Raw genomic sequence first — 19,052 nt, forward strand, 5'->3', positions numbered from 1 at the left:
TGCCGATTTAAGTTGCGCGGATTAACCTTTGTGTTTCATTGCCGGGAATAAAATCACATCGCGGATGGACGCGGCGTTTGCAAATAACATTGCCAAACGGTCGATGCCCAAGCCTTCGCCGGCTGTCGGCGGTAAGCCGTGTTCAAGTGCGGTGACGAAATCGTCGTCTTTAAACATTGCTTCATCGTCGCCTGCTTCTTTCGCCGCTACTTGGGCGTCAAAACGTTCCGCTTGATCTTCGGCGTCATTAAGCTCGGAGAAACCGTTGCCGATTTCGCGTCCGCCGATAAAGAGTTCGAAACGATCGGTGACGTCCGGATTTTCGTCGTTACGACGAGCAAGCGGAGAAATTTCCGCCGGATGCGCCATTAAGAAGGTCGGTTGAATTAAGTGATGTTCTGCCACTTCTTCGAAAATCGCATTAACAAGGCTGCCCAAGCCCCAAGATTTTTGTACTTCGATGCCGAGTTTTTGCGCCGTCGCTTTTGCACGATCCAAATCGTATAAATCTTCTTTTACGATACCTTTGTCCGCGCCGTATTTTAGCACGGCATCGTGCATTGTGATGCGCTCGAACGGTTTGCCGAAATCAAATTCGTATTCGCCGTAAGGCACGACGGTGGTGCCTAAAATATCCAACGCCAATTTACGCAACAATTCTTCCGTGTTATCCATTAAATCGTGGTAATCCGCGTAGGCTTGATAATATTCGATCATTGTAAATTCCGGATTATGGCGAACGGACACCCCTTCGTTGCGGAAGTTACGGTTGAGTTCGAAAACCCGTTCGAAACCGCCGACCACTAAACGTTTCAAATAAAGTTCCGGCGCAATGCGCAGATACATATCAATGTCTAAGGCATTGTGGTGGGTAACGAAAGGACGCGCCGCCGCGCCGCCCGGAATTACTTGCAACATCGGCGTTTCCACTTCGATAAAGCCTTTGTTGATGAAATATTCACGAATACCGGCGATTACTTTGGAACGAATAATAAAAGTGCGGCGAGATTCTTCGTTAGAAATTAAATCTAAATAACGTTGACGATAGCGGGTTTCTTGATCCGATAAACCGTGGAATTTATCCGGTAACGGGCGCAAAGCTTTGGTTAATAATTGTACTTCGTGTACTTTGACGGTTAATTCGTTGGTTTTGGTTTTAAATAGCGTACCTTTTACGCCCACGATGTCACCGAGATCCCAGTTGCCTACGTCATCGGCATAAACGCCTTCGGGCAAATTGTCGCGCGCAACGTAAAGTTGAATACGTCCGCTCATATCTTGTAGGGTAATAAAAGTGGCTTTACCCATTGCACGGCGGGTCATAATCCGACCGGCGACGCGCACGTCGATTTCTTGCGCTTTTAAGGTTTCGCCGTCCGCGTCGTCATATTGCGCGTGCAAATCCTGCGCGAGGGCGTCGCGACGAAAAGTGTTCGGGAAAGCATTACCTTTTTGACGTAATGCGGCTAATTTTTCACGGCGTACCGCCATTTCACCGTGAAAATCAAGCTCTGGATTGTGTTGTTCAGACATTGTTGTTACCTTTTAATATTAAATTTTATTGAATACATTATACGTTAAATCAAGGGCGAGCGCCCTGATAATTCTATAAACCGGCTTTAAGGCTGGCCTCGATAAAGCGATCCAAATCGCCGTCTAACACCGCTTGGGTGTTGCGATTTTCCACGCCGGTGCGTAAATCTTTAATACGCGAATCATCCAGCACATAAGAACGAATTTGGCTTCCCCAACCGATATCGGATTTGGTTTCTTCCATCGCTTGTTTTTCCGCGTTTTTCTTTTGCAGCTCCATTTCGTATAACTTCGCTTTGAGCTGTTTCATACATTGATCTTTATTTTTGTGCTGCGAACGATCGTTTTGACATTGCACGACGATGCCGCTCGGAATATGCGTAATTCGCACCGCACTTTCGGTTCGGTTAACGTGCTGACCGCCGGCACCGGAGGCGCGATAAACGTCAATGCGCAAATCCGCCGGATTGATGTCGATATCGATATCGTCGTCAATTTCAGGATAAACAAAGGCTGCGCTGAACGAAGTATGACGGCGATTGTTGGAATCGAACGGGCTTTTGCGTACCAAGCGATGAATTCCGGTTTCCGTGCGCAGCCAGCCGAAGGCATATTCGCCGCTCACGCGTATGGTGGCGGATTTAATGCCGGCGACATCGCCGTCGGACACTTCCATTAATTCCGTTTTAAATCCTTTGCTTTCCGCCCAACGCAAATACATTCGCAGCAGCATTTCCGTCCAGTCTTGCGCTTCCGTGCCGCCGGAGCCGGCTTGTAAATCCACATAGCAATCCGCCGCGTCGTGTTGACCGCTGAACATTCGACGAAATTCCAACGCATCCAATTTATGTTCTAATTCTTCAAGTTCGGCGACCGCTTCGTTGAAGGTGTCTTCATCTTCTGCTTCAACCGCAAGTTCCAACAAACCTTCTACATCGTCCAAACCTTGATCCAAGTTTTTGATCGTATTGACGACGATTTCCAAACTTGCGCGTTCTTTCCCTAAAGCTTGTGCTTTTTCCGGTTCGTTCCAAACGTCCGGTTGTTCCAATTCGGCGTTAACTTCTTCTAATCGTTCGACTTTCGCGTCAAAGTCAAAGATACCCCCTGAGAATATCGGTGCGCGAAGCTAAATCGTCGATTTTATTTTTGACAGGATTAATTTCAAACATAATCTTACATTATTCCGTTAATACTCATAAACGTTGAATTATATGCTATTTTTGCGGAATTGGGTAGGGCGGGCGTATGCGGAAAGGCGCCGAATTCGTTAAAGTTTGTTTTTTGCTATTGCTGAAAAATATTCCGCCGATTAGCTTGTTAGGTCGGAGTATGCTAAAATCCGGCAAATTTAATGAGAACACATTAGGAACTTTAAATATGAAAAAAATAATCACCGCACTTTCCGCCGCATTAATCGCCCTTTGCGCCTCTGCTGATGACGCGACGATTAAAACGCAGCTCGGCAAACTCGGTGCGTCCGATATTGAAATTCAAACCTCTCCGATTAAAGGTGTGAAAACCGTCATCAGTAACGAAGGTGTGTTTTATATTTCCGAAGACGGCAAATACGTTTTACAAGGTCAGCTTTATGAATTGACCGACAAAGGCCCCGTGGATTTAACCGGTAAAATTTTATCGGATAAACTGAATTCTTATCAAAAAGAAATGATCGTTTATCCGGCAAAAAATGAAAAACACGTTGTCACCGTGTTTATGGATATTACTTGCCATTATTGCCATTTATTACATCAGCAAATCAAAGAATACAATGACTTAGGCATTACGGTGCGTTATCTTGCCTTTCCGCGCGCCGGCTTGAATAACAACACGGCGAAACAAATGGAAGCCATTTGGACGGCGAAAGATCCGGCGTTTGCTTTGAACGAAGCGGAAAACGGCAATCCGCCGAAAGAATTGAAAACTCCGCAAATCGTGAAAAAACATTATGAATTGGGCTTGCAATTCGGTGTACGCGGTACGCCGAGCATTATCACCCAAAACGGCGAAGTGATCGGCGGCTATTTGGAGCCGCAAAAATTATTAAGCGCATTGGAAGAATAACACGCGATTGAATGCATTAAACGAAGGTCAACAGGTGAATAAAGTCATTCAACGTCGCATTGTGCCGCAAGGCGAACGCGTTTGCGACGATCCGTTATTGGATCGTTTGTACCGTTCGCGGCAGGTCAAAAACACGCAACAATTAGACCGCACTTTAGCCGCGATGTTACCGCCGAATTTATTACTCGGAATGGAAAGTGCGGTGAATTTATTGCTTAATGCGCGAAAATTGCAGCAAAAAATCGTGATTGTCGGCGATTTTGATGCGGACGGCGCAACCAGCACGGCGTTAACCGTTTCCGCTTTGCGACGTTTAGGTTATCACAATGTGGATTATCTTGTGCCGAACCGATTCGAGCAAGGTTACGGATTAAGCGTCGGTGTCGCCGAAGCCGCCTTGGAAAAGCAAGTCGAATTATTAATCACCGTGGATAATGGCGTATCTTCTTTTGACGGCGTAGCCTTTTTAAAAGCGCGCGGCGTGAGCGTGATCATTACCGATCACCATTTGCCCGCCGACACCTTGCCGAACGCCGATGCGATTGTGAATCCGAACTTAGCGCAATGCGGCTTTCCGTCCAAATCCTTGGCGGGCGTCGGCGTGGCGTTTTATGTAATGTTAGCGCTGCGGGCGAAATTGCGTGAAATCGGTGCATTTGACGGACAAACGCAGCCGAATCTTGCCGAATTGCTGGATTTAGTCGCACTCGGCACCATTGCCGATGTGGTTCCCTTGGATCAAAATAACCGTATTCTTGCTTATCAGGGCTTACAGCGAATTCGTTCCGAACATTGCTGTTGCGGTATTCGTGCCTTAGCCGAAGTGGCGAATCGCAATATTGCGCAATTCAGTGCTACGGATTTGGGCTTTTTTATCGGCCCGCGCTTAAATGCGGCGGGACGGTTGGATAATATGTCCGTCGGCGTGGAATTGTTGTTAACCGAGGATATGGCGACCGCGCGCGCCTTGGCGCTGGAGCTGGACGGTTTAAATCAAACCCGCAAAGAAATCGAACAAGGAATGAAAGCGGAAGCCTTGGAAATTTGCCGAAAATTGACCGCACTTCAGCAAGAATTGCCGATGGGCATCGCACTTTATCAGGCGGACTGGCACCAAGGCGTGCTAGGCATTTTGGCTTCGCGCTTGAAAGATCGCTTTAATCGTCCGGTCATCGCCTTTGCCCAAGATCAAGAGGGCGTGCTAAAAGGCTCGGCGCGTTCCATCGAAGGCTTGCATATTCGTGATGCCTTGGAACGTATTCATTCCCGTTATCCGGAAATGATTTTGAAATTCGGCGGTCATTCGATGGCGGCGGGATTGAGTATTTACGAGAAAAATTTCGGCGATTTTCAGCGTATTTTTAATCAAACCGTTTGCGAATGGTTGGATGAGGAACAGCTGCGTGGCGTGATTTGGACGGACGGCGAATTAACGCCGCAAAATATGACCTTACAAACGGCGGAAACCTTGAAATCGGCGGGGCCTTGGGGACAAGCCTTTCCCGAACCGATGTTTGACGGCGAATTTAAAGTGTTGCAGCAACGTTTAGTGGGCGAAAAACACCTGAAAATGATGGTGGAACCGAAACAGGGCGGACCTCTGCTGGACGCTATCGCCTTTAATGTGGATACGCGATATTATCCCGATTTATCGGTGCGCAACGCAAAATTAGCGTATAAATTGGACGTGAACGAATACCGCGGACAGCGTAGCGTGCAGTTATTGGTCGATTATATCGAACCGATGAGCAACTAAAGGGCGAGTGAATCGAATGCGACGGATAGTCTTTTTCATTATGTTATTGAGTATCGGCGGAATTGCCTCGGCAGACAATTCTGCGGATGTCGCGCCCGAACCTTCGCTCAAAATTTCACGTTTTGAAGACGGGCGGGATTATTTTTCCTATGAAGAACCCATCGCATTGCCGCCGCGTCAAGATAAAAAAATTCCGATTCAATTCTTTTTTGATTACGATTGCCGCGTTTGCTCTGTCGCGCAAGATATTTTGAGTTTATACAGCCAAATTAACGCGGATAAAGTGGTATTCAGCGAAAATCCCGTCGCCACCGAACGCGCGAATACCACGGCGAATATTTTCTTTACCCTGCGTGCGCTTAATGCAGAAGCTGTTTCGGATTTGTTGTTGTTCGAAAGTTCCGAAAAGCCGCGTTATGTCGAATTGGAAAAATTTTCCAATTTATTGAATTGGTTGGCGGAACAACAAGTTAACATTGACGAATTCAAAAAATTATACAATTCCGTCGGCGTGCGAGTTCAGGTGCGCGATGCGATCAAAATGACGGAAGATTACGGCGTGTTCACCTATCCTTATGTGATTGTAGGCGGAAAATATGTGTTAACCGCCAGCACCTTATATAATGATGATTACAGTTTCGCCGTGTTGGATTTTTTAATTAATAAACTATCGCAAGAGAACAAATAATGAAAATTGGCATTGTCGGTGCTATGGCACAAGAAGTCGAAATTTTAGCGGATTTAATGCAAGATAAAACGGTTACCCAAGTGGCGAGCTGCACGATTTATCAAGGGCGAATCGCCGATAAAGACGTGGCGTTATTGCAATCCGGCATCGGGAAAGTCGCCGCTGCAATGGGCACTACGGCATTATTGCACATTGCTGCGCCGGATATGGTGATTAACACGGGATCGGCGGGCGGGGTTGCTGCAGGATTAGCCGTCGGCGATGTGGTGATTTCTACGGAAACCGCTTATCACGATGCGGACGTGACCGCGTTCGGTTATGCCAAAGGTCAGTTGCCGGCTTGTCCACCGACCTTCGTTTCGGACAAAAAATTGACCGCACTTGCCGCCGAAATTGCCGCAAGCCAAGGCAATCGAGTACATTACGGTTTAATTTGTTCCGGCGACAGTTTTATTCAAGGCGGCGAGCCGCTCGCCCGCATTAAAGCGGATTTTCCGCAAGTGATTGCCGTCGAAATGGAAGCCGCCGCGATCGCACAGGTTTGCCACGCGTTTAACCTGCCTTTTGTGGTGGTGCGCGCCGTTTCCGATGCCGGCGACGGCGAAGCGGGAATGTCTTTCGAAGAATTTTTGCCGCTTGCCGCAAAACAATCTTCCGCAATGGTGTTGGAAATGTTGAAGCGCTTATAATTCGCGCCGCTTATTTCAACCGCACAAAATTCACCCCGCTGTGGCGTAATAGGGTGTTCATCAAATCGTCGCCGTTTTCAAAACGGTGACATTTTCCTTTCAGCTGAATTAATTGAATACGCAGATGATCCAATTCGTGAATTCGTTTGGCAATTTCTTTAATGTGCCGATCCAACAGCGCATTTATTTCTTTTTCTTGTTCTTTCGTCGCGTTATCTAAATTGAGTAACATTTTGATTTCATTCAAAGAAATATCCAGACTGCGACAATAACAAATAAAAGACAGGCGTTTTAAATGCTCGTCGGTGTAAATACGAAAATTGCCGGCGGTGCGCTCGGCGGGCATTAATAAACCTTGTTTTTCATAAAATCGAACGGTTTCCACCGTGCAACCGACCACGTCGGCTAATTGACCTATTTTCATTTTTTTACTCAATTTTCTATTGACTCTGAAGTTACTTCATACTTTATCATAAGTGCAATTATTATAAAAAGGAGAAAATAAAAATGAAAAAAAACGCATTGATTTTGATTGCACTTTTCGGCGCAACCCTTGCAAATGCGCATAATGTTTGGCTGGAACCGGCGAAAGGGCAAGCCGATCGCTATACGGTGAAATTCGGCCACGAAGAAACGGAAAGCTACCCGCAAGAAAAATTAAAAGCGGTGCGTTTGTTGGATAAACAAGGCGCATTACGTCCGGCGGAAATTCAATTTGAGCAGGGTGAAGCTTCTTTTAACGCAGCGGATACCTCATTGGTGTTTATTCGTTTTGATAACGGTGTGTGGTCTAAATTGCCAAGCGGAAAATATGTGGAAAAAACCAAACAAGAGGCGCCGGAAGCAGTGTTGAGTTTGAATCCGGTGAAATTGGGCAAGGCGATATTGACTTGGGACGAACAAGCCTTTAAAGCACACGATATGGCATATGAATTGATCCCGCAGACGGAACCGAAAGCCGGACAGCCGCTCGATATTTTAGTTTTAGCGAACGGAAAACCCGCGCAAGGCATTAAACTTGGCTTGGGCGAAGATCATCCGTTTAATTTAACCGATGAAAAAGGTATTACGTCGTTCACGCCGGTTAAAGGCTATAATAAAGTTTGGGCGGAATTTGACGAAAAAGTGGCGGATAATCCGGATTATACCGAACGCAGTGTGGAATATTTACTGACTTTTGATGTGAAATAATGAAAATTTTCGCTATTTTAACCGCACTTTTAGGCGTTTTTTCCGCCCAATCCCTTTGGGCGCATAGTTTGTATTTGTTCGCCCAATACGACGGCAGTCGAATTAGTGGGAAAGCCTATTATTCGGATATGACGCCGGCGGCGGAAACCTATATCGAAGCGCATCCACAAGGAAACGATCAACAACTGATCGAAGGCAAAACTGATCTTGACGGGCGCTTTTCTTTGCCGGCGAACGGCGATTATGTTTATAAAGTAATCATCGAAGGCGCGGAAGGGCATAAGGCTTCGGTGATTGCCGATCGGGTGATCGCAGATCGAGCGAAAGACGATCAAATCCAAGATAATGCCTTGATGTTGGTACGCGAAGATATTGCGCGGTTAAAAGACAAAATGTATCTACACGATATTCTCGGCGGAATCGGTTATATTTTCGGCATTATCGGCTTGTGGGCGTTATGGACGTCGCGCTCAAATAAGTCGTCTCAGAACAAGGATAACCAATAATGCATTTATCGGAAGGGGTATTACATACGCCGACGCTTATTACGGGCGCGGCGCTTGCCGTGTCGGGCATCGCAATCGGATTGCGCACAATGCGGCAAAGTCTATTACCGTTAACCGCGTTGTTTGCCGCCGCGTTTTTTGTCGCGGGAACCATTCACGTTCCCGTGGGAATCGGCAGCGTGCATTTGATTTTAAACGGAATGGCGGGTTTATTTCTCGGCTGGGCGGTTTTTCCGGCATTTTTGATTGCGTTGGTTTTACAAGTGTTATTTTTTTCTTTCGGCGGATTCGCCGTGTTAGGCGTGAATCTGTGCATAATGGCACTGCCTGCTGTTGTGGTGCATTATTTATTTCGCCGTTGGATGGTGGAGGATAATCGACGTAAGCAATTACTTGCCGGTGTTGCGGCAGGAATTATCGGGGTTGGTGGCGCGGCAGTTCTTGCTTCCTTGGTTTTAACCTTAGACGGCGGTAGAGCTTATCAAGATTTGATTTTCTTATTGATCATTTCGCATATTCCGGTGTTTTTGATCGATACGGCAGTTAGCGTCGCCGTGATTTTACTCTTGGCAAAAATGTACCCAATGGTGTTAAGTGCGACAAAATGAAATTTCTTGATTTTTTTCAACCGCACTTTCGCCTGATTTACATTTTTCTGATCAGCTTGTTCCTCAGCGCATTGACCTCGCGTTCGCTGCTTGTCGGGATTAATGCGCTGGCGTTCAGCATTTTTTTTCTTTTATTGCGACATCATTGTCTTTCCGTAACCGGTTATCTGAAACGCTGGTTAAAATTGAACCTATTCACCCTGTGCATTTGGTTAACCTTAAGTTGGCGAATTGATCAAGGTCATTTTCACCTTAATCCGCAAGGGATTGAACTGGCTTGGCTGATCAGTTTGCGAATGAATGCCATCCTTGGCATAATTTGGCTTTTTCTATTCAAAATGAACGATGTCCTTTTGTTGCAAGGTATCCGACGCTTGCCGTTGCCGGCAAAATTGATTCATCTGTTTGTGCTCACCTTGCGCTATATTGCTGTGCTTGGCGAGGTGCATCGCAAAATGGACATCGCAATGAAAGCACGCGGTTATCAAGCCAAATGCAATCGCCGCACTTTATTTGTCACGGCGCAACGCGTCGCATTGTTGCTTATTCACGCCTTAATCAAAGCGGAAAGAAGCGAAATGGCGCTAAAAGCGCGCGGATTTCGTTTGCACGACGGAGAGAATGAGATAAAATCCGATTCACTATGAATATATTAGACGTCAATCAGTTACAGGTTATCCGCAACGAACAAGCGATTTTTACCGATTTGTCTTTTTGTTTACAAGATCGGCAACGTTTGTTTTTGCAAGGCGACATCGGTAGCGGCAAATCCACGTTATTACACAGCTTGCTCGGTTTTGTACCGCACGCTCAAGGCGAAATTCGCTGGTTCGGTCAACTTTGTCGGCAAGAACGGGATTTTGTTCCGCTACGCGGCGGACGCGTCGGCATTTGCTTTCAACATTCCGCCGACCAATTATTCGGCCCGACCGTCTTGGATGACGTGGCTTTCGGCCCGTTGAATCAAGGCTTAAACAAAAACCAAGCCTATGACATCGCCTTGCGTCAATTAGAACGCTTAGATATTACGCGCCTGAAAGATCGCTCCGTCAACACCTTATCCGGCGGCGAACAAAATTTCACTGCCTTAGCCGGCGTACTCTCAATGCAACCGCAAGTGTTATTGCTAGACGAACCGACTAACGGATTGGACGCCAAAAATATCGCAAAACTCACCGCACTTTTACGCGAATTATCCTTACCGATGATCATCGCTTCGCACGATCAAGTCTTTATTAGCACCTTAACTGACCCGAACAGGGATTTATCTTTGCAGTTTTAAGTGGCGGATTGGCTGACTACTTTGTTATTCCGCTGAATTTCTTCTTTGTTTTGTGTAAATGATAAATTTATAGCTAAAATTTTTCATCAAAAAATTAGTTTTTATTTTTTAGGTCATTTTTTTTCATTTTATACATTTGAAAATTATTTTTATTTGTAATTTGCTTTATTTTTCTTTATTATTTTTCGTCGAAAAATAAGTGGTATTCTTAAGAGGAAAAAATGAATAAGAAAAATATGTTGGCATTGCTTTTGTTCGGAGGAATGGGAATTAATGTCGTGAATGGGCAAGAAGTGGTATTGGATGAAATTTCGGTTGAATCGAAAATGGATAAGATTTCCGGAAGTGCGGTGGAAAATTCGATCAATTTAAGCGATCAAATTGTGTCGCGCGAAAAATTAAGTTTAGCATCTGCCACTTTGGGAAATGCATTATCAAGAGAAATTGGTGTGCACAGCAATCCTTTCGGTGGTGGCGCGAGTTCACCGATTATTCGCGGGCAAGAAGGCGTGCGCGTTAAAATTTTACAAAATGGTTCCGATGTGATCGATATGTCAACAATTTCGCCGGATCACGCTGTGGCGGCGGATACGTTATTGGCGCAGCGGGTGGAATTGATCCGTGGACCGCAAACCTTACTTTATGCCACCGCGTCTCAAGCCGGTATTATTAATGTTGCGGATAAACGGATTCTGGCGGAAATGCCGAAAAAAGGCGTTGAAGGTGAAATTTATTCGCGCTTGGATAGCGTCAGCAAGGAAAAATCTCTCACGGTGGGTTTCAGTTTCGCATTAAACAAAAATATCGCTTTACGTTTGGAAGGATTACAGCGCCATTCGGATAATTATCGCGTACCGGGAATTAATTTAGGCGAAACATTGAAATTTGTGCCCGATACACACCAACGATCAAAGGTTGGTACGGTCGGTTTATCCTTTATCAATGATCGCGGTTATATCGGCGTATCTTATAATCATCGTCAAGATCGTTACGGCTTACCGGGACATAATCATATGTTGGATAATTGTAGTGCGCATATTTATGATGTGCAGAAACATTCGGTTTTAAGACGCGATTATTTACTGCCTTATCCGCATTTAATGGATGATAGCGATTTGATTAGTACGATCCATTTTCATTGCGGAACGGAAGTTGATTCGGCAAAACCGCACAGCCACGATAATGTTTACGGACATCAGCACGATCACAGTTCGCCGGGGCCGTGGGTGGATTTGATTTCAAAACGGGTCGATTTGAAAGGAGAAATTAAAAATCCGCTAAAAGCAATCGAACGGATGAAATTTAGTTTGGCTTATGCGGATTATTATCACGATGAAAAAGGCGACGGCAAAGCTTATATCAGCCCGAATGATAACGAATCTTTGAAAGCGCGTAAGCAAAAAGATGCGCAAGCGTTGTTCGGAAAACCGTTAGCAAGATTTACTAACCGTGGGTTTAATGGCCGCGTGGAGTTCTATCATCAACCGCTCGGCTCACTGACGGGGGGTTGGGGAATGCAATATCAATTTCAAAAAACAAAAGTGGCACGTTTGGCGCCGCCGATGGGATTGGATGATGTGCCGACAACCATCGGCGAACGTGAAATAAGCGAACGTAATCCGCTGGTTGCAAATACGACGAAGCAATGGAGTTTATTCGGCTTGGAACAATGGATTTATAAAGATTTTATGTTTGAGGTCGCCGGACGTTTTGAGAAGCAGCGTATTCCGATCAATTACGATGCGACATTACTGAAAATTTATCATAAACCGGGTAGCGAACAGCCGGATTTATCGACGAATAAACAAGCTGCTTTTTCTTCTTCCGTGACCGGATTATGGAATTTTACCTCGGAGGATTCGATTGCTTTAAATTTATCGCATAACGAACGTTTACCAACTGCAAAAGAACTTTATTATTACGGCAAACATCTAGCGACCAACTCTTTTGAATATGGGAATAAAAATTTGAACAAAGAGCGGTCGAATAATATTGAGATTACTTTAGCGCATAGCGGTGAAAAGCTGGATTATAAACTGAGCGTTTATCAAAACCGTTTCAAAAATTATATCCATAATGAAAATTTATACCGCAGCGGTAACTTATATGTACGCCGTTATTTACAATCTCAGGCGAAATTTCAAGGAATTGAAGGTGAGATTAATTATCATATAACGCCTGAACATCAAGTAAGTTTATTCGGTGATTATGTGCGTGGTAGATTATTTAAATTGCCAACTATTTTAGGCGATAAAATTTATGAAAAAAAATGTTTCATTAATGAATGGGATGAAGAAGAATGCGATTATACCGTAGTCGGCAGAGAGCAAATTCAGCGTCCTAACCGTAATGCCGCACGTGTACCGCCGGCAAGATTAGGTATTCGCCTTAATAGCCAATTTAACGAAAACTGGAGTGGCTTTATTGAATATACGCGCGTCTTTAAGCAAAGTAAAATCTCCGAATCGATCTTTACGAAAGAAAAAGAAGATGATCGAGAAGATAAAGTCGAGGGCGCAAAATTAGATAAAATCCCTGTTTATGAAGATGCTACACAAGGCTACCATTTAGTGAATTTAGGTGCGACATATCATAACCAATATAACGGTGTAGATTATAGAATTTCCTTACATATTAATAACTTGCTTAATCAGAAAATCTATATCCATAATTCCTTCTTGCCTTATGTTCCGCAACCGGGCAGAAATTTTATCTTAGGGCTTGATATGAAATTTTAATAGTAAAGAAAACGGACACCGAAGTGTCCGTTTTTTATGCTTTACGCTTTTTTCAAAAATTCGGATTTAAGTGAAAAGCTCTGTCCGTCGATTTTGCAATCCACGTCGTGATCGCCGTCAACTAAACGGATATTTTTTGCTTTCGTGCCTTTTTTCAACACGATAGACGATCCTTTTACTTTTAAGTCTTTGATTAAAATTACGGAGTCACCGTCTTGTAAAATGTTGCCGTTGCTGTCTTTAAACACTTTTTCTTGGTTTTCGGTTTCTTCATCGCCCGACCATTCATTGCCGCAATCGGGACAAACGAAATTGACGCTGTCGTGATAAACATATTCGCCCTGACATTGCGGGCAAGTTGGCATTTGTTCCATTTTGGTTTCCTTCTTTCTTAATTTGGGCGCGAAGTATAACAAAAAATTGCCGTTTTGCCAAAATACCGGACAGTTCCGATCTGTTTTGGACAGTGGGTACGGTAGAATAAAAAACTCGTTAAATAAATAGGAATCAAAATGAAAACAACATACTTCTTCGCGGGAATTTGCACCGCACTTTTTTCGCTAAATGCTTTTTCGCATAATATTCAGCCGGCAATGCCGTTGCCTAAAGTGGCGGTGAACCAAGTGGGCGAGTTGGTTTTAAAAGGGCAAGAGATTACTTATCAACCTTGGCAATCCGGCGGGTTGGCGGGCAAAGTGCGCGTGATTCAGCATATGGCGGGACGCAGTAGCGTGAAAGAAAAAAACGAAGCCTTAATGGAGGCGATTCGGGCGGAAAAATTTGATGCGTCCGTTTATCAAACCACCACAATTATCAATGCGGATGACGCCCTTGTCGGTACGGGAATGTTTGTGAAAAGCAGCGCAGAAAAAGGTAAAAAGGCGAATCCGCACAGCCAAGTGATTTTGGATCAGCAAAGTGCGGTGAAAAATGCGTGGGATTTAAAAGAAAAAGATAGTTTAATTGTGGTGACGGATAAAAACGGAAAGGTGAAATTCGTTAAAGAGGGCAAATTATCTCCGCAAGAGATTCAAACGGTGATTGGCTTAGTGCGCGGCTTGATTCGATAATATCGTGAAATGAGCCGCACCCAAGGCTTAAAATTTTGGGTGCGGATTTGTTTTTTATTCCGGTTCGACGATTTCGATTTTCACATCGCTGTGTAAACCGCGTGGCAGTTGGCTGCCTTTGCGTCCGCGTTCGGCGCGGAATTTTTGCAGTTCTTCCGGTTTTAGCGTGATTTTGCGTTTACCGGAATGGAATACCAACGCGGCATTTTCGCTAATCAACAACAATTTCACCAATAATTCCGACCGCGCTTTGGCATTAGCGGACGGAATCGTGATGATTTTATTGCCTTTACCTTTGGCAAGCTCCGGTAAGTCCGTCGCTGGGAAGATTAACATTCGACCGGCGGAGGTAATCGCCACTAAAAGTGCGGTGGAATTTTTAATCGTTAACGGCGGCAACACTTTGGCGTTTTCCGGCAAGGAAATTAAGGCTTTTCCGGCTTTATTGCGCGCCACGAGATCACTGAATTTACAAATAAATCCGTAGCCGGCATCGGAGGCGAGTAACAGCGCTTGATCGTCATTTTCGATTAACACTTGTTCCACGGCGGCGCCCGCAGGTAAACTCAATTTACCGGTCAGCGGTTCGCCTTGCGAACGGGCGGAAGGCAGAGAAAGCGGATCCAAGGCATAGCTGCGACCCGTGCTGTCGATAAAGACCGCCGGTTGATTACTTTTGCCGTAAGCGTGCGCGAGATAATTGTCGCCCGCTTTATAATTTAAACCCTGCACGTCAATGTCGTGACCTTTAGCACAACGCACCCAGCCCATTTCCGATAAAATCACCGTAACCGGTTCCGCCGGTGTCATTTCGCTTTCGGAAATAGCTTTGGCTTCCGCACGCTCGACAATCGGCGATAAACGTGGTGAGGCGAAGGTTTTCGCATCTTGTTGGATTTCTTTTTTGATCAAATTATTTAAACGACGCGCCGAACCTAATAATTCTTCTAAACTTTGTCGTTCTTGGGCTAATTTGTCTTGTTCGGCTTGCAGTTCGTGTTCTTCCAGTTTTGCCAACTGACGCAAACGCAAATTCAAAATGGCTTCCGCTTGTTCGTCGCTTAAATTAAAGCGCGCCATTAACACTTGTTTCGGCTGATCTTCGTTGCGAATAATAGCGATCACTTCGTCAATATTCAAAAAGGCGATCATTAAACCTTGCAAAATATGTAAACGCGCCAATACTTTATCCAAGCGATATTGCAAACGGCGCGTGACGGTGGTGCGGCGAAATTCCAGCCATTCGGTAAGAATTTGAATCAGGTTTTTCACTGCCGGTTTGTTGTCCAAGCCGATCATATTCATATTCACTCGATAGCTTTTTTCAAGATCGGTGGTGGCGAATAAATGCGCCATTAGCGCATCCGTATCGACGCGGTTGGAACGCGGCACCACCACGATTCTGACCGGATTTTCGTGATCCGCTTCATCGCGAATATCTTCCACCATCGGTAATTTTTTCGCCGTCATTTGATCGGCGATTTGCGCGATCACTTTTGACGGCGAAGATTGGTGCGGAAGCGCGGTGATAATAATCTCGCCGTCCTCTTTTTTCCACACCGCGCGCATTTTGATCGAACCGCGACCTTGTTCGTAAATTTTGCGGATTTCCTCTTTCGGCGAAATGATTTCCGCTTCCGTCGGATAATCCGGCCCTTGAAGTGCGGTCATTAATTCATCTAAAGTTGCCTTCGGGTTATCCAACAACATCACAGCGGCGTCGGCGACTTCATTAATATTATGCGGCGGAATATCCGTTGCCATACCCACGGCGATACCGGTGGTTCCGTTAAGTAAAATATGCGGCAGGCGAGCCGGTAAATATTGCGGTTCTTCCAAGGTGCCGTCGAAATTCGGCTGATAATTCACCGTACCTTGCCCAAGTTCGGACAATAAAATTTCCGAGATTTTAGACAGGCGGGATTCCGTATAACGCATTGCCGCGAAGGATTTCGGATCATCCGGTGCGCCCCAGTTTCCTTGCCCGTCAACCAACGGATAACGATAGGAAAAAGGTTGCGCCATTAGCACCATCGCTTCATAGCACGCAGTGTCGCCGTGCGGATGAAATTTACCCAACACGTCCCCGACGGTTCTGGCGGATTTTTTATATTTCGCCGTCGCGTTCAAACCCAATTCCGACATCGCATAAATAATGCGACGCTGTACGGGTTTCAGCCCGTCGCCGATAAAGGGCAACGCGCGATCCATAATGACGTACATCGAATAATTTAAATACGCGCTTTCGGTAAAGCGGCGAATCGGCATTTGTTCAATGCCTTCATAGTTAATTTCGTTTGTCATAGGTTGTTTTATTTATCGTTACTATTTTAGTTCGGTGCAAATCGAAATTTGCCTTTCGTTAAATTTTATCCGTTCAAGGTTATGGCATAGCTCACTAAGCTACCTGCAATCAGCCACATAATAATTCCGATGAGAATATCTAAAATCCGCCAAGTAATCGGGCGTTGGAATAACGGAATCAGTAATCTTGCGCCGTAAGCGAGGCTAAAAAACCAGATTGTCGATGTGGTGATTGCGCCGATCAGAAATAAGCCTTTTTGCATCGGCGCCAAGGTGCCGGCAATGCCGCCCATAATGACGACGGTATCCAAATAAACGTGCGGATTGAGCAAGGTGATTGCCAAAGTTAATAAAACGGCTTTAAGTGCGGTGTTATTTTCTTGCGTTTTTTCCACCGCTAAATTGCCGTTGCCTTTATAGGCGGAGCGGAAGGCTCGAAAGCCGTAAACCAATAAAAAGAGCGCTCCGACCAAAGCTAAAGCGACGCTTGCGATAGGATTGGCGCTGATTAATGTGCCTAAGCCGAATACGCCCGCGCCGATTAACACGAGATCACACAAAATACAGGTTAGCGCAATCCAAAATGTGTGCTGTTTTAATAAACCTTGTTTTAATACAAAGGCATTTTGTGCGCCGATAGCGATAATTAAGCCGGCGGTCACCCAAAATCCGTATAAAAAATGTTCCATTTATTTTCTCTCTTTTTTCACCGCACTTTATACCGCAAGTTCGGCGCGATCGCCTTGGGTTTGCAGCCAATTTTTGCGATCTTCCGAGCGTTTTTTGGCTAACAGCATATCCATTAATTCAAAGGTTTCGCTACGTTGCTGTTCTTCGCTTTCAAAAGTGAGTTGCACCAAGCGACGCGTGTTCGGATCCATTGTGGTTTCGCGCAACTGGCTCGGATTCATTTCGCCCAGCCCCTTAAAGCGTTGCACGTTGAGTTTGCCTTTTTTATTTTTCAAACGATCCAAAATGCCTTCTTTTTCGCCTTCGTCCAAGGCATAGAATACGTCGTTACCGAGATCGATACGATATAACGGCGGCATTGCCACATAAACGTGACCTTCTTGCACCAATTTGGGGAAATGGCGTAAAAATAATGCGCAAAGCAAAGTCGCAATGTGCAAACCGTCGGAGTCTGCATCGGCGAGAATACATACTTTTCCGTAACGTAATTGCGATAAATCGTCGCTGTCCGGATCAATACCTAGCGCCACGGCGATGTCGTGCACTTCTTGCGAACCGAGCACTTGATCGGCGGATACCTCCCAAGTATTCAGAATTTTTCCGCGTAACGGCAAAATGGCTTGATATTCGCGATCGCGCGCTTGTTTCGCCGAGCCGCCGGCGGAATCGCCTTCCACTAAAAACAGCTCCGTACGGGCGAGATCTTGTTGGCTACAATCGGCGAGTTTTCCCGGTAATGCCGGGCCGCTGACCAATTTTTTGCGCACGACTTTTTTCGCCGCGCGTAAACGGCGTTCAGCGGAGCTAATCGCCAAACGCGCCAGTTCTTCCGCTTCTTGCACGTTTTGGTTTAACCATAAACTGAACGCGTCTTTAACAACGCCGCCGACAAACACTGCACTTTGGCGCGAGGAAAGGCGCTCTTTGGTTTGACCGGCAAATTGCGGATCTTGCATTTTGATAGATAACACATAGGCGCAACGATCCCAAATATCATCGGCGGTGAGTTTCACGCCGCGCGGAAGCAGATTGCGAAATTCGCAAAATTCGCGCATTGCGTCTAACAATCCTTGACGCAAACCGTTGACGTGCGTGCCGCCTTGAATGGTCGGAATTAAGTTGACATAGCTTTCGGCTAATAATTCGCCGCCTTCAGGCAACCAAACCAACGCCCACGCGGCGGTTTCTTTTTCGCTGCTGAAGTCACCGACGAAAGGTGTGGCGGGCAAAGTAATGTGTTGTTGCACGGCTTCGCTTAAATAATCCGCCAAGCCGTCTTGATATAGCCAAACTTCTTCGGTGTCGTTGACTTTATCAATAAAACGAATTTCCAAACCGGAACAAAGTACGGCTTTCGCGCGTAATAAATGGCGTAAGCGAGTGACGGAAAAATTGCTGCTGTCGAAATATTTCGGATTCGGTTTAAAATGCACCGTGGTGCCGGTGTTGCGGCGTCCGCAGGTACCGATGACTTCCAATTCTTCCGTTTTTACGCCGTTTTCAAAGGCGATTTTATAAATTTGTCCGTTGCGTTTTACGGTGACGTCAACGCGTGAGGAAAGGGCGTTGACCACGGAAATTCCGACGCCGTGCAAACCGCCGGAAAATTCATAGTTTTTATTGGAGAATTTTCCGCCCGCGTGCAATTTGGTCAAAATTACTTCCACGCCGGAGACTTTTTCCGTCGGGTGAATATCCACCGGCATTCCGCGTCCGTTGTCGATAACTTCTAAGGATTGATCTTTGTGTAAAATCACTTCGATTTTGTCGGCGTGACCGGCGAGCGCTTCATCGACGCTGTTGTCGATGACTTCTTGTCCGAGGTGATTCGGGCGGCTGGTGTCCGTGTACATTCCCGGTCGTAATTGAACCGGCTCAAGATCTTTTAATACCGTTATTTCATTGGCGGAATAATTATCAGTCATAATGTTGT

Annotated in this window: 18 protein-coding genes; 11 read left to right on the forward strand and 7 right to left on the reverse strand. The window is 45.6% G+C overall.

What is annotated here, in order from left to right; all coding sequences use genetic code 11:
• Positions 1–21: 21 nt before the first annotated feature.
• A complete protein-coding gene (lysS, locus tag CVP04_RS06970) occupies positions 22–1,533 on the reverse strand; it encodes a lysine--tRNA ligase (protein WP_100296780.1) in 1,512 nt (503 codons plus the stop codon).
• A gap of 73 nt (positions 1,534–1,606) precedes the next feature.
• A protein-coding gene (gene prfB / locus CVP04_RS06975) for a peptide chain release factor 2 (protein ID WP_100296781.1) occupies positions 1,607–2,705 on the reverse strand; the annotation gives its coding sequence in 2 pieces (ribosomal slippage) (positions 1,607–2,629 and positions 2,631–2,705; 1,098 coding nt in all).
• Between the two features lie 208 nt (positions 2,706–2,913).
• Between prfB and dsbC the strand changes: the two genes are divergently transcribed.
• Genes dsbC through CVP04_RS06995 form a run of 4 tightly spaced genes read left to right on the forward strand, consistent with a single transcriptional unit; the run spans position 2,914 to position 6,730 of the window.
• Positions 2,914–3,597: a bifunctional protein-disulfide isomerase/oxidoreductase DsbC gene (dsbC, locus tag CVP04_RS06980; protein ID WP_100296853.1), complete on the forward strand. Its 684-nt coding sequence runs from the start codon at positions 2,914–2,916 to the stop codon at positions 3,595–3,597.
• 34 nt (positions 3,598–3,631) lie between these two features.
• Positions 3,632–5,353, forward strand: a complete 1,722-nt coding sequence (gene recJ / locus CVP04_RS06985) for a single-stranded-DNA-specific exonuclease RecJ (RefSeq protein ID WP_100296854.1) — start codon at positions 3,632–3,634, stop codon at positions 5,351–5,353.
• A 16-nt stretch (positions 5,354–5,369) separates the two neighbouring features.
• Positions 5,370–6,041 carry a thiol:disulfide interchange protein DsbA/DsbL gene (locus CVP04_RS06990; RefSeq protein WP_100296782.1) on the forward strand — a complete coding sequence of 224 codons (672 nt, stop codon included), beginning with the start codon at positions 5,370–5,372 and terminating at the stop codon, positions 6,039–6,041.
• Complete coding sequence (locus CVP04_RS06995) at positions 6,041–6,730, forward strand: 5'-methylthioadenosine/adenosylhomocysteine nucleosidase (protein ID WP_100296783.1); 690 nt, start codon at positions 6,041–6,043, stop codon at positions 6,728–6,730. Before CVP04_RS06990 ends, CVP04_RS06995 begins: the two co-directional genes overlap by 1 nt.
• A gap of 10 nt (positions 6,731–6,740) precedes the next feature.
• Here the strand turns inward: CVP04_RS06995 and CVP04_RS07000 are convergent, their stop codons facing one another.
• The gene (locus tag CVP04_RS07000) at positions 6,741–7,154 is read right to left on the reverse strand and encodes a Cd(II)/Pb(II)-responsive transcriptional regulator (protein ID WP_100296784.1); all 414 of its coding nucleotides are present in this window, start codon (positions 7,152–7,154) and stop codon (positions 6,741–6,743) included.
• 77 nt (positions 7,155–7,231) lie between these two features.
• On the opposite strand from CVP04_RS07000, the gene CVP04_RS07005 reads away from it, so the two are divergent.
• The 6 genes from CVP04_RS07005 to CVP04_RS07030 all read left to right on the forward strand — a co-directional run bounded on the left by CVP04_RS07005 (position 7,232) and on the right by CVP04_RS07030 (position 13,055).
• Positions 7,232–7,921, forward strand: a complete 690-nt coding sequence (locus CVP04_RS07005) for a DUF4198 domain-containing protein (RefSeq protein WP_423738297.1) — start codon at positions 7,232–7,234, stop codon at positions 7,919–7,921.
• Positions 7,921–8,427: a hypothetical protein gene (locus CVP04_RS07010; RefSeq protein WP_100296786.1), complete on the forward strand. Its 507-nt coding sequence runs from the start codon at positions 7,921–7,923 to the stop codon at positions 8,425–8,427. Before CVP04_RS07005 ends, CVP04_RS07010 begins: the two co-directional genes overlap by 1 nt.
• Positions 8,427–9,035, forward strand: a complete 609-nt coding sequence (gene cbiM / locus CVP04_RS07015; protein WP_100296787.1) for a cobalt transporter CbiM — start codon at positions 8,427–8,429, stop codon at positions 9,033–9,035. The genes CVP04_RS07010 and cbiM overlap by 1 nt, the downstream gene beginning before the upstream one ends.
• Positions 9,032–9,682: an energy-coupling factor transporter transmembrane component T family protein gene (locus tag CVP04_RS07020; RefSeq protein WP_100296788.1), complete on the forward strand. Its 651-nt coding sequence runs from the start codon at positions 9,032–9,034 to the stop codon at positions 9,680–9,682. The genes cbiM and CVP04_RS07020 overlap by 4 nt, the downstream gene beginning before the upstream one ends.
• Entirely contained in the window at positions 9,679–10,317 is a 639-nt protein-coding gene (locus tag CVP04_RS07025) for an energy-coupling factor ABC transporter ATP-binding protein (RefSeq protein WP_100296789.1), read from the forward strand. Before CVP04_RS07020 ends, CVP04_RS07025 begins: the two co-directional genes overlap by 4 nt.
• Before the next feature lie 221 nt (positions 10,318–10,538).
• Complete coding sequence (locus tag CVP04_RS07030) at positions 10,539–13,055, forward strand: TonB-dependent receptor (RefSeq protein WP_100296790.1); 2,517 nt, start codon at positions 10,539–10,541, stop codon at positions 13,053–13,055.
• Between the two features lie 41 nt (positions 13,056–13,096).
• On the opposite strand, the gene CVP04_RS07035 is transcribed toward CVP04_RS07030, so the two are convergent.
• A complete protein-coding gene (locus CVP04_RS07035; RefSeq protein ID WP_100296791.1) occupies positions 13,097–13,429 on the reverse strand; it encodes a zinc ribbon domain-containing protein YjdM in 333 nt (110 codons plus the stop codon).
• Between the two features lie 138 nt (positions 13,430–13,567).
• Here CVP04_RS07035 and CVP04_RS07040 point away from each other — a divergent pair, with 138 nt between their 5' ends.
• Positions 13,568–14,125, forward strand: coding sequence for a YtfJ family protein (locus CVP04_RS07040; RefSeq protein WP_100296792.1), 558 nt, complete (start codon positions 13,568–13,570; stop codon positions 14,123–14,125).
• Between the two features lie 54 nt (positions 14,126–14,179).
• Here the strand turns inward: CVP04_RS07040 and parC are convergent, their stop codons facing one another.
• From parC to parE, 3 genes are all read right to left on the reverse strand, one after another.
• Complete coding sequence (parC, locus tag CVP04_RS07045) at positions 14,180–16,429, reverse strand: DNA topoisomerase IV subunit A (RefSeq protein WP_100296793.1); 2,250 nt, start codon at positions 16,427–16,429, stop codon at positions 14,180–14,182.
• A 65-nt stretch (positions 16,430–16,494) separates the two neighbouring features.
• Complete coding sequence (locus CVP04_RS07050) at positions 16,495–17,118, reverse strand: LysE/ArgO family amino acid transporter (RefSeq protein ID WP_100296794.1); 624 nt, start codon at positions 17,116–17,118, stop codon at positions 16,495–16,497.
• 27 nt (positions 17,119–17,145) lie between these two features.
• Positions 17,146–19,044 carry a DNA topoisomerase IV subunit B gene (parE, locus tag CVP04_RS07055; protein ID WP_100296795.1) on the reverse strand — a complete coding sequence of 633 codons (1,899 nt, stop codon included), beginning with the start codon at positions 19,042–19,044 and terminating at the stop codon, positions 17,146–17,148.
• Between the last annotated feature and the right edge of the window lie 8 nt (positions 19,045–19,052).

This window comes from Caviibacterium pharyngocola (genome assembly GCF_002795405.1).
Lineage (GTDB): Bacteria > Pseudomonadota > Gammaproteobacteria > Enterobacterales > Pasteurellaceae > Caviibacterium > Caviibacterium pharyngocola.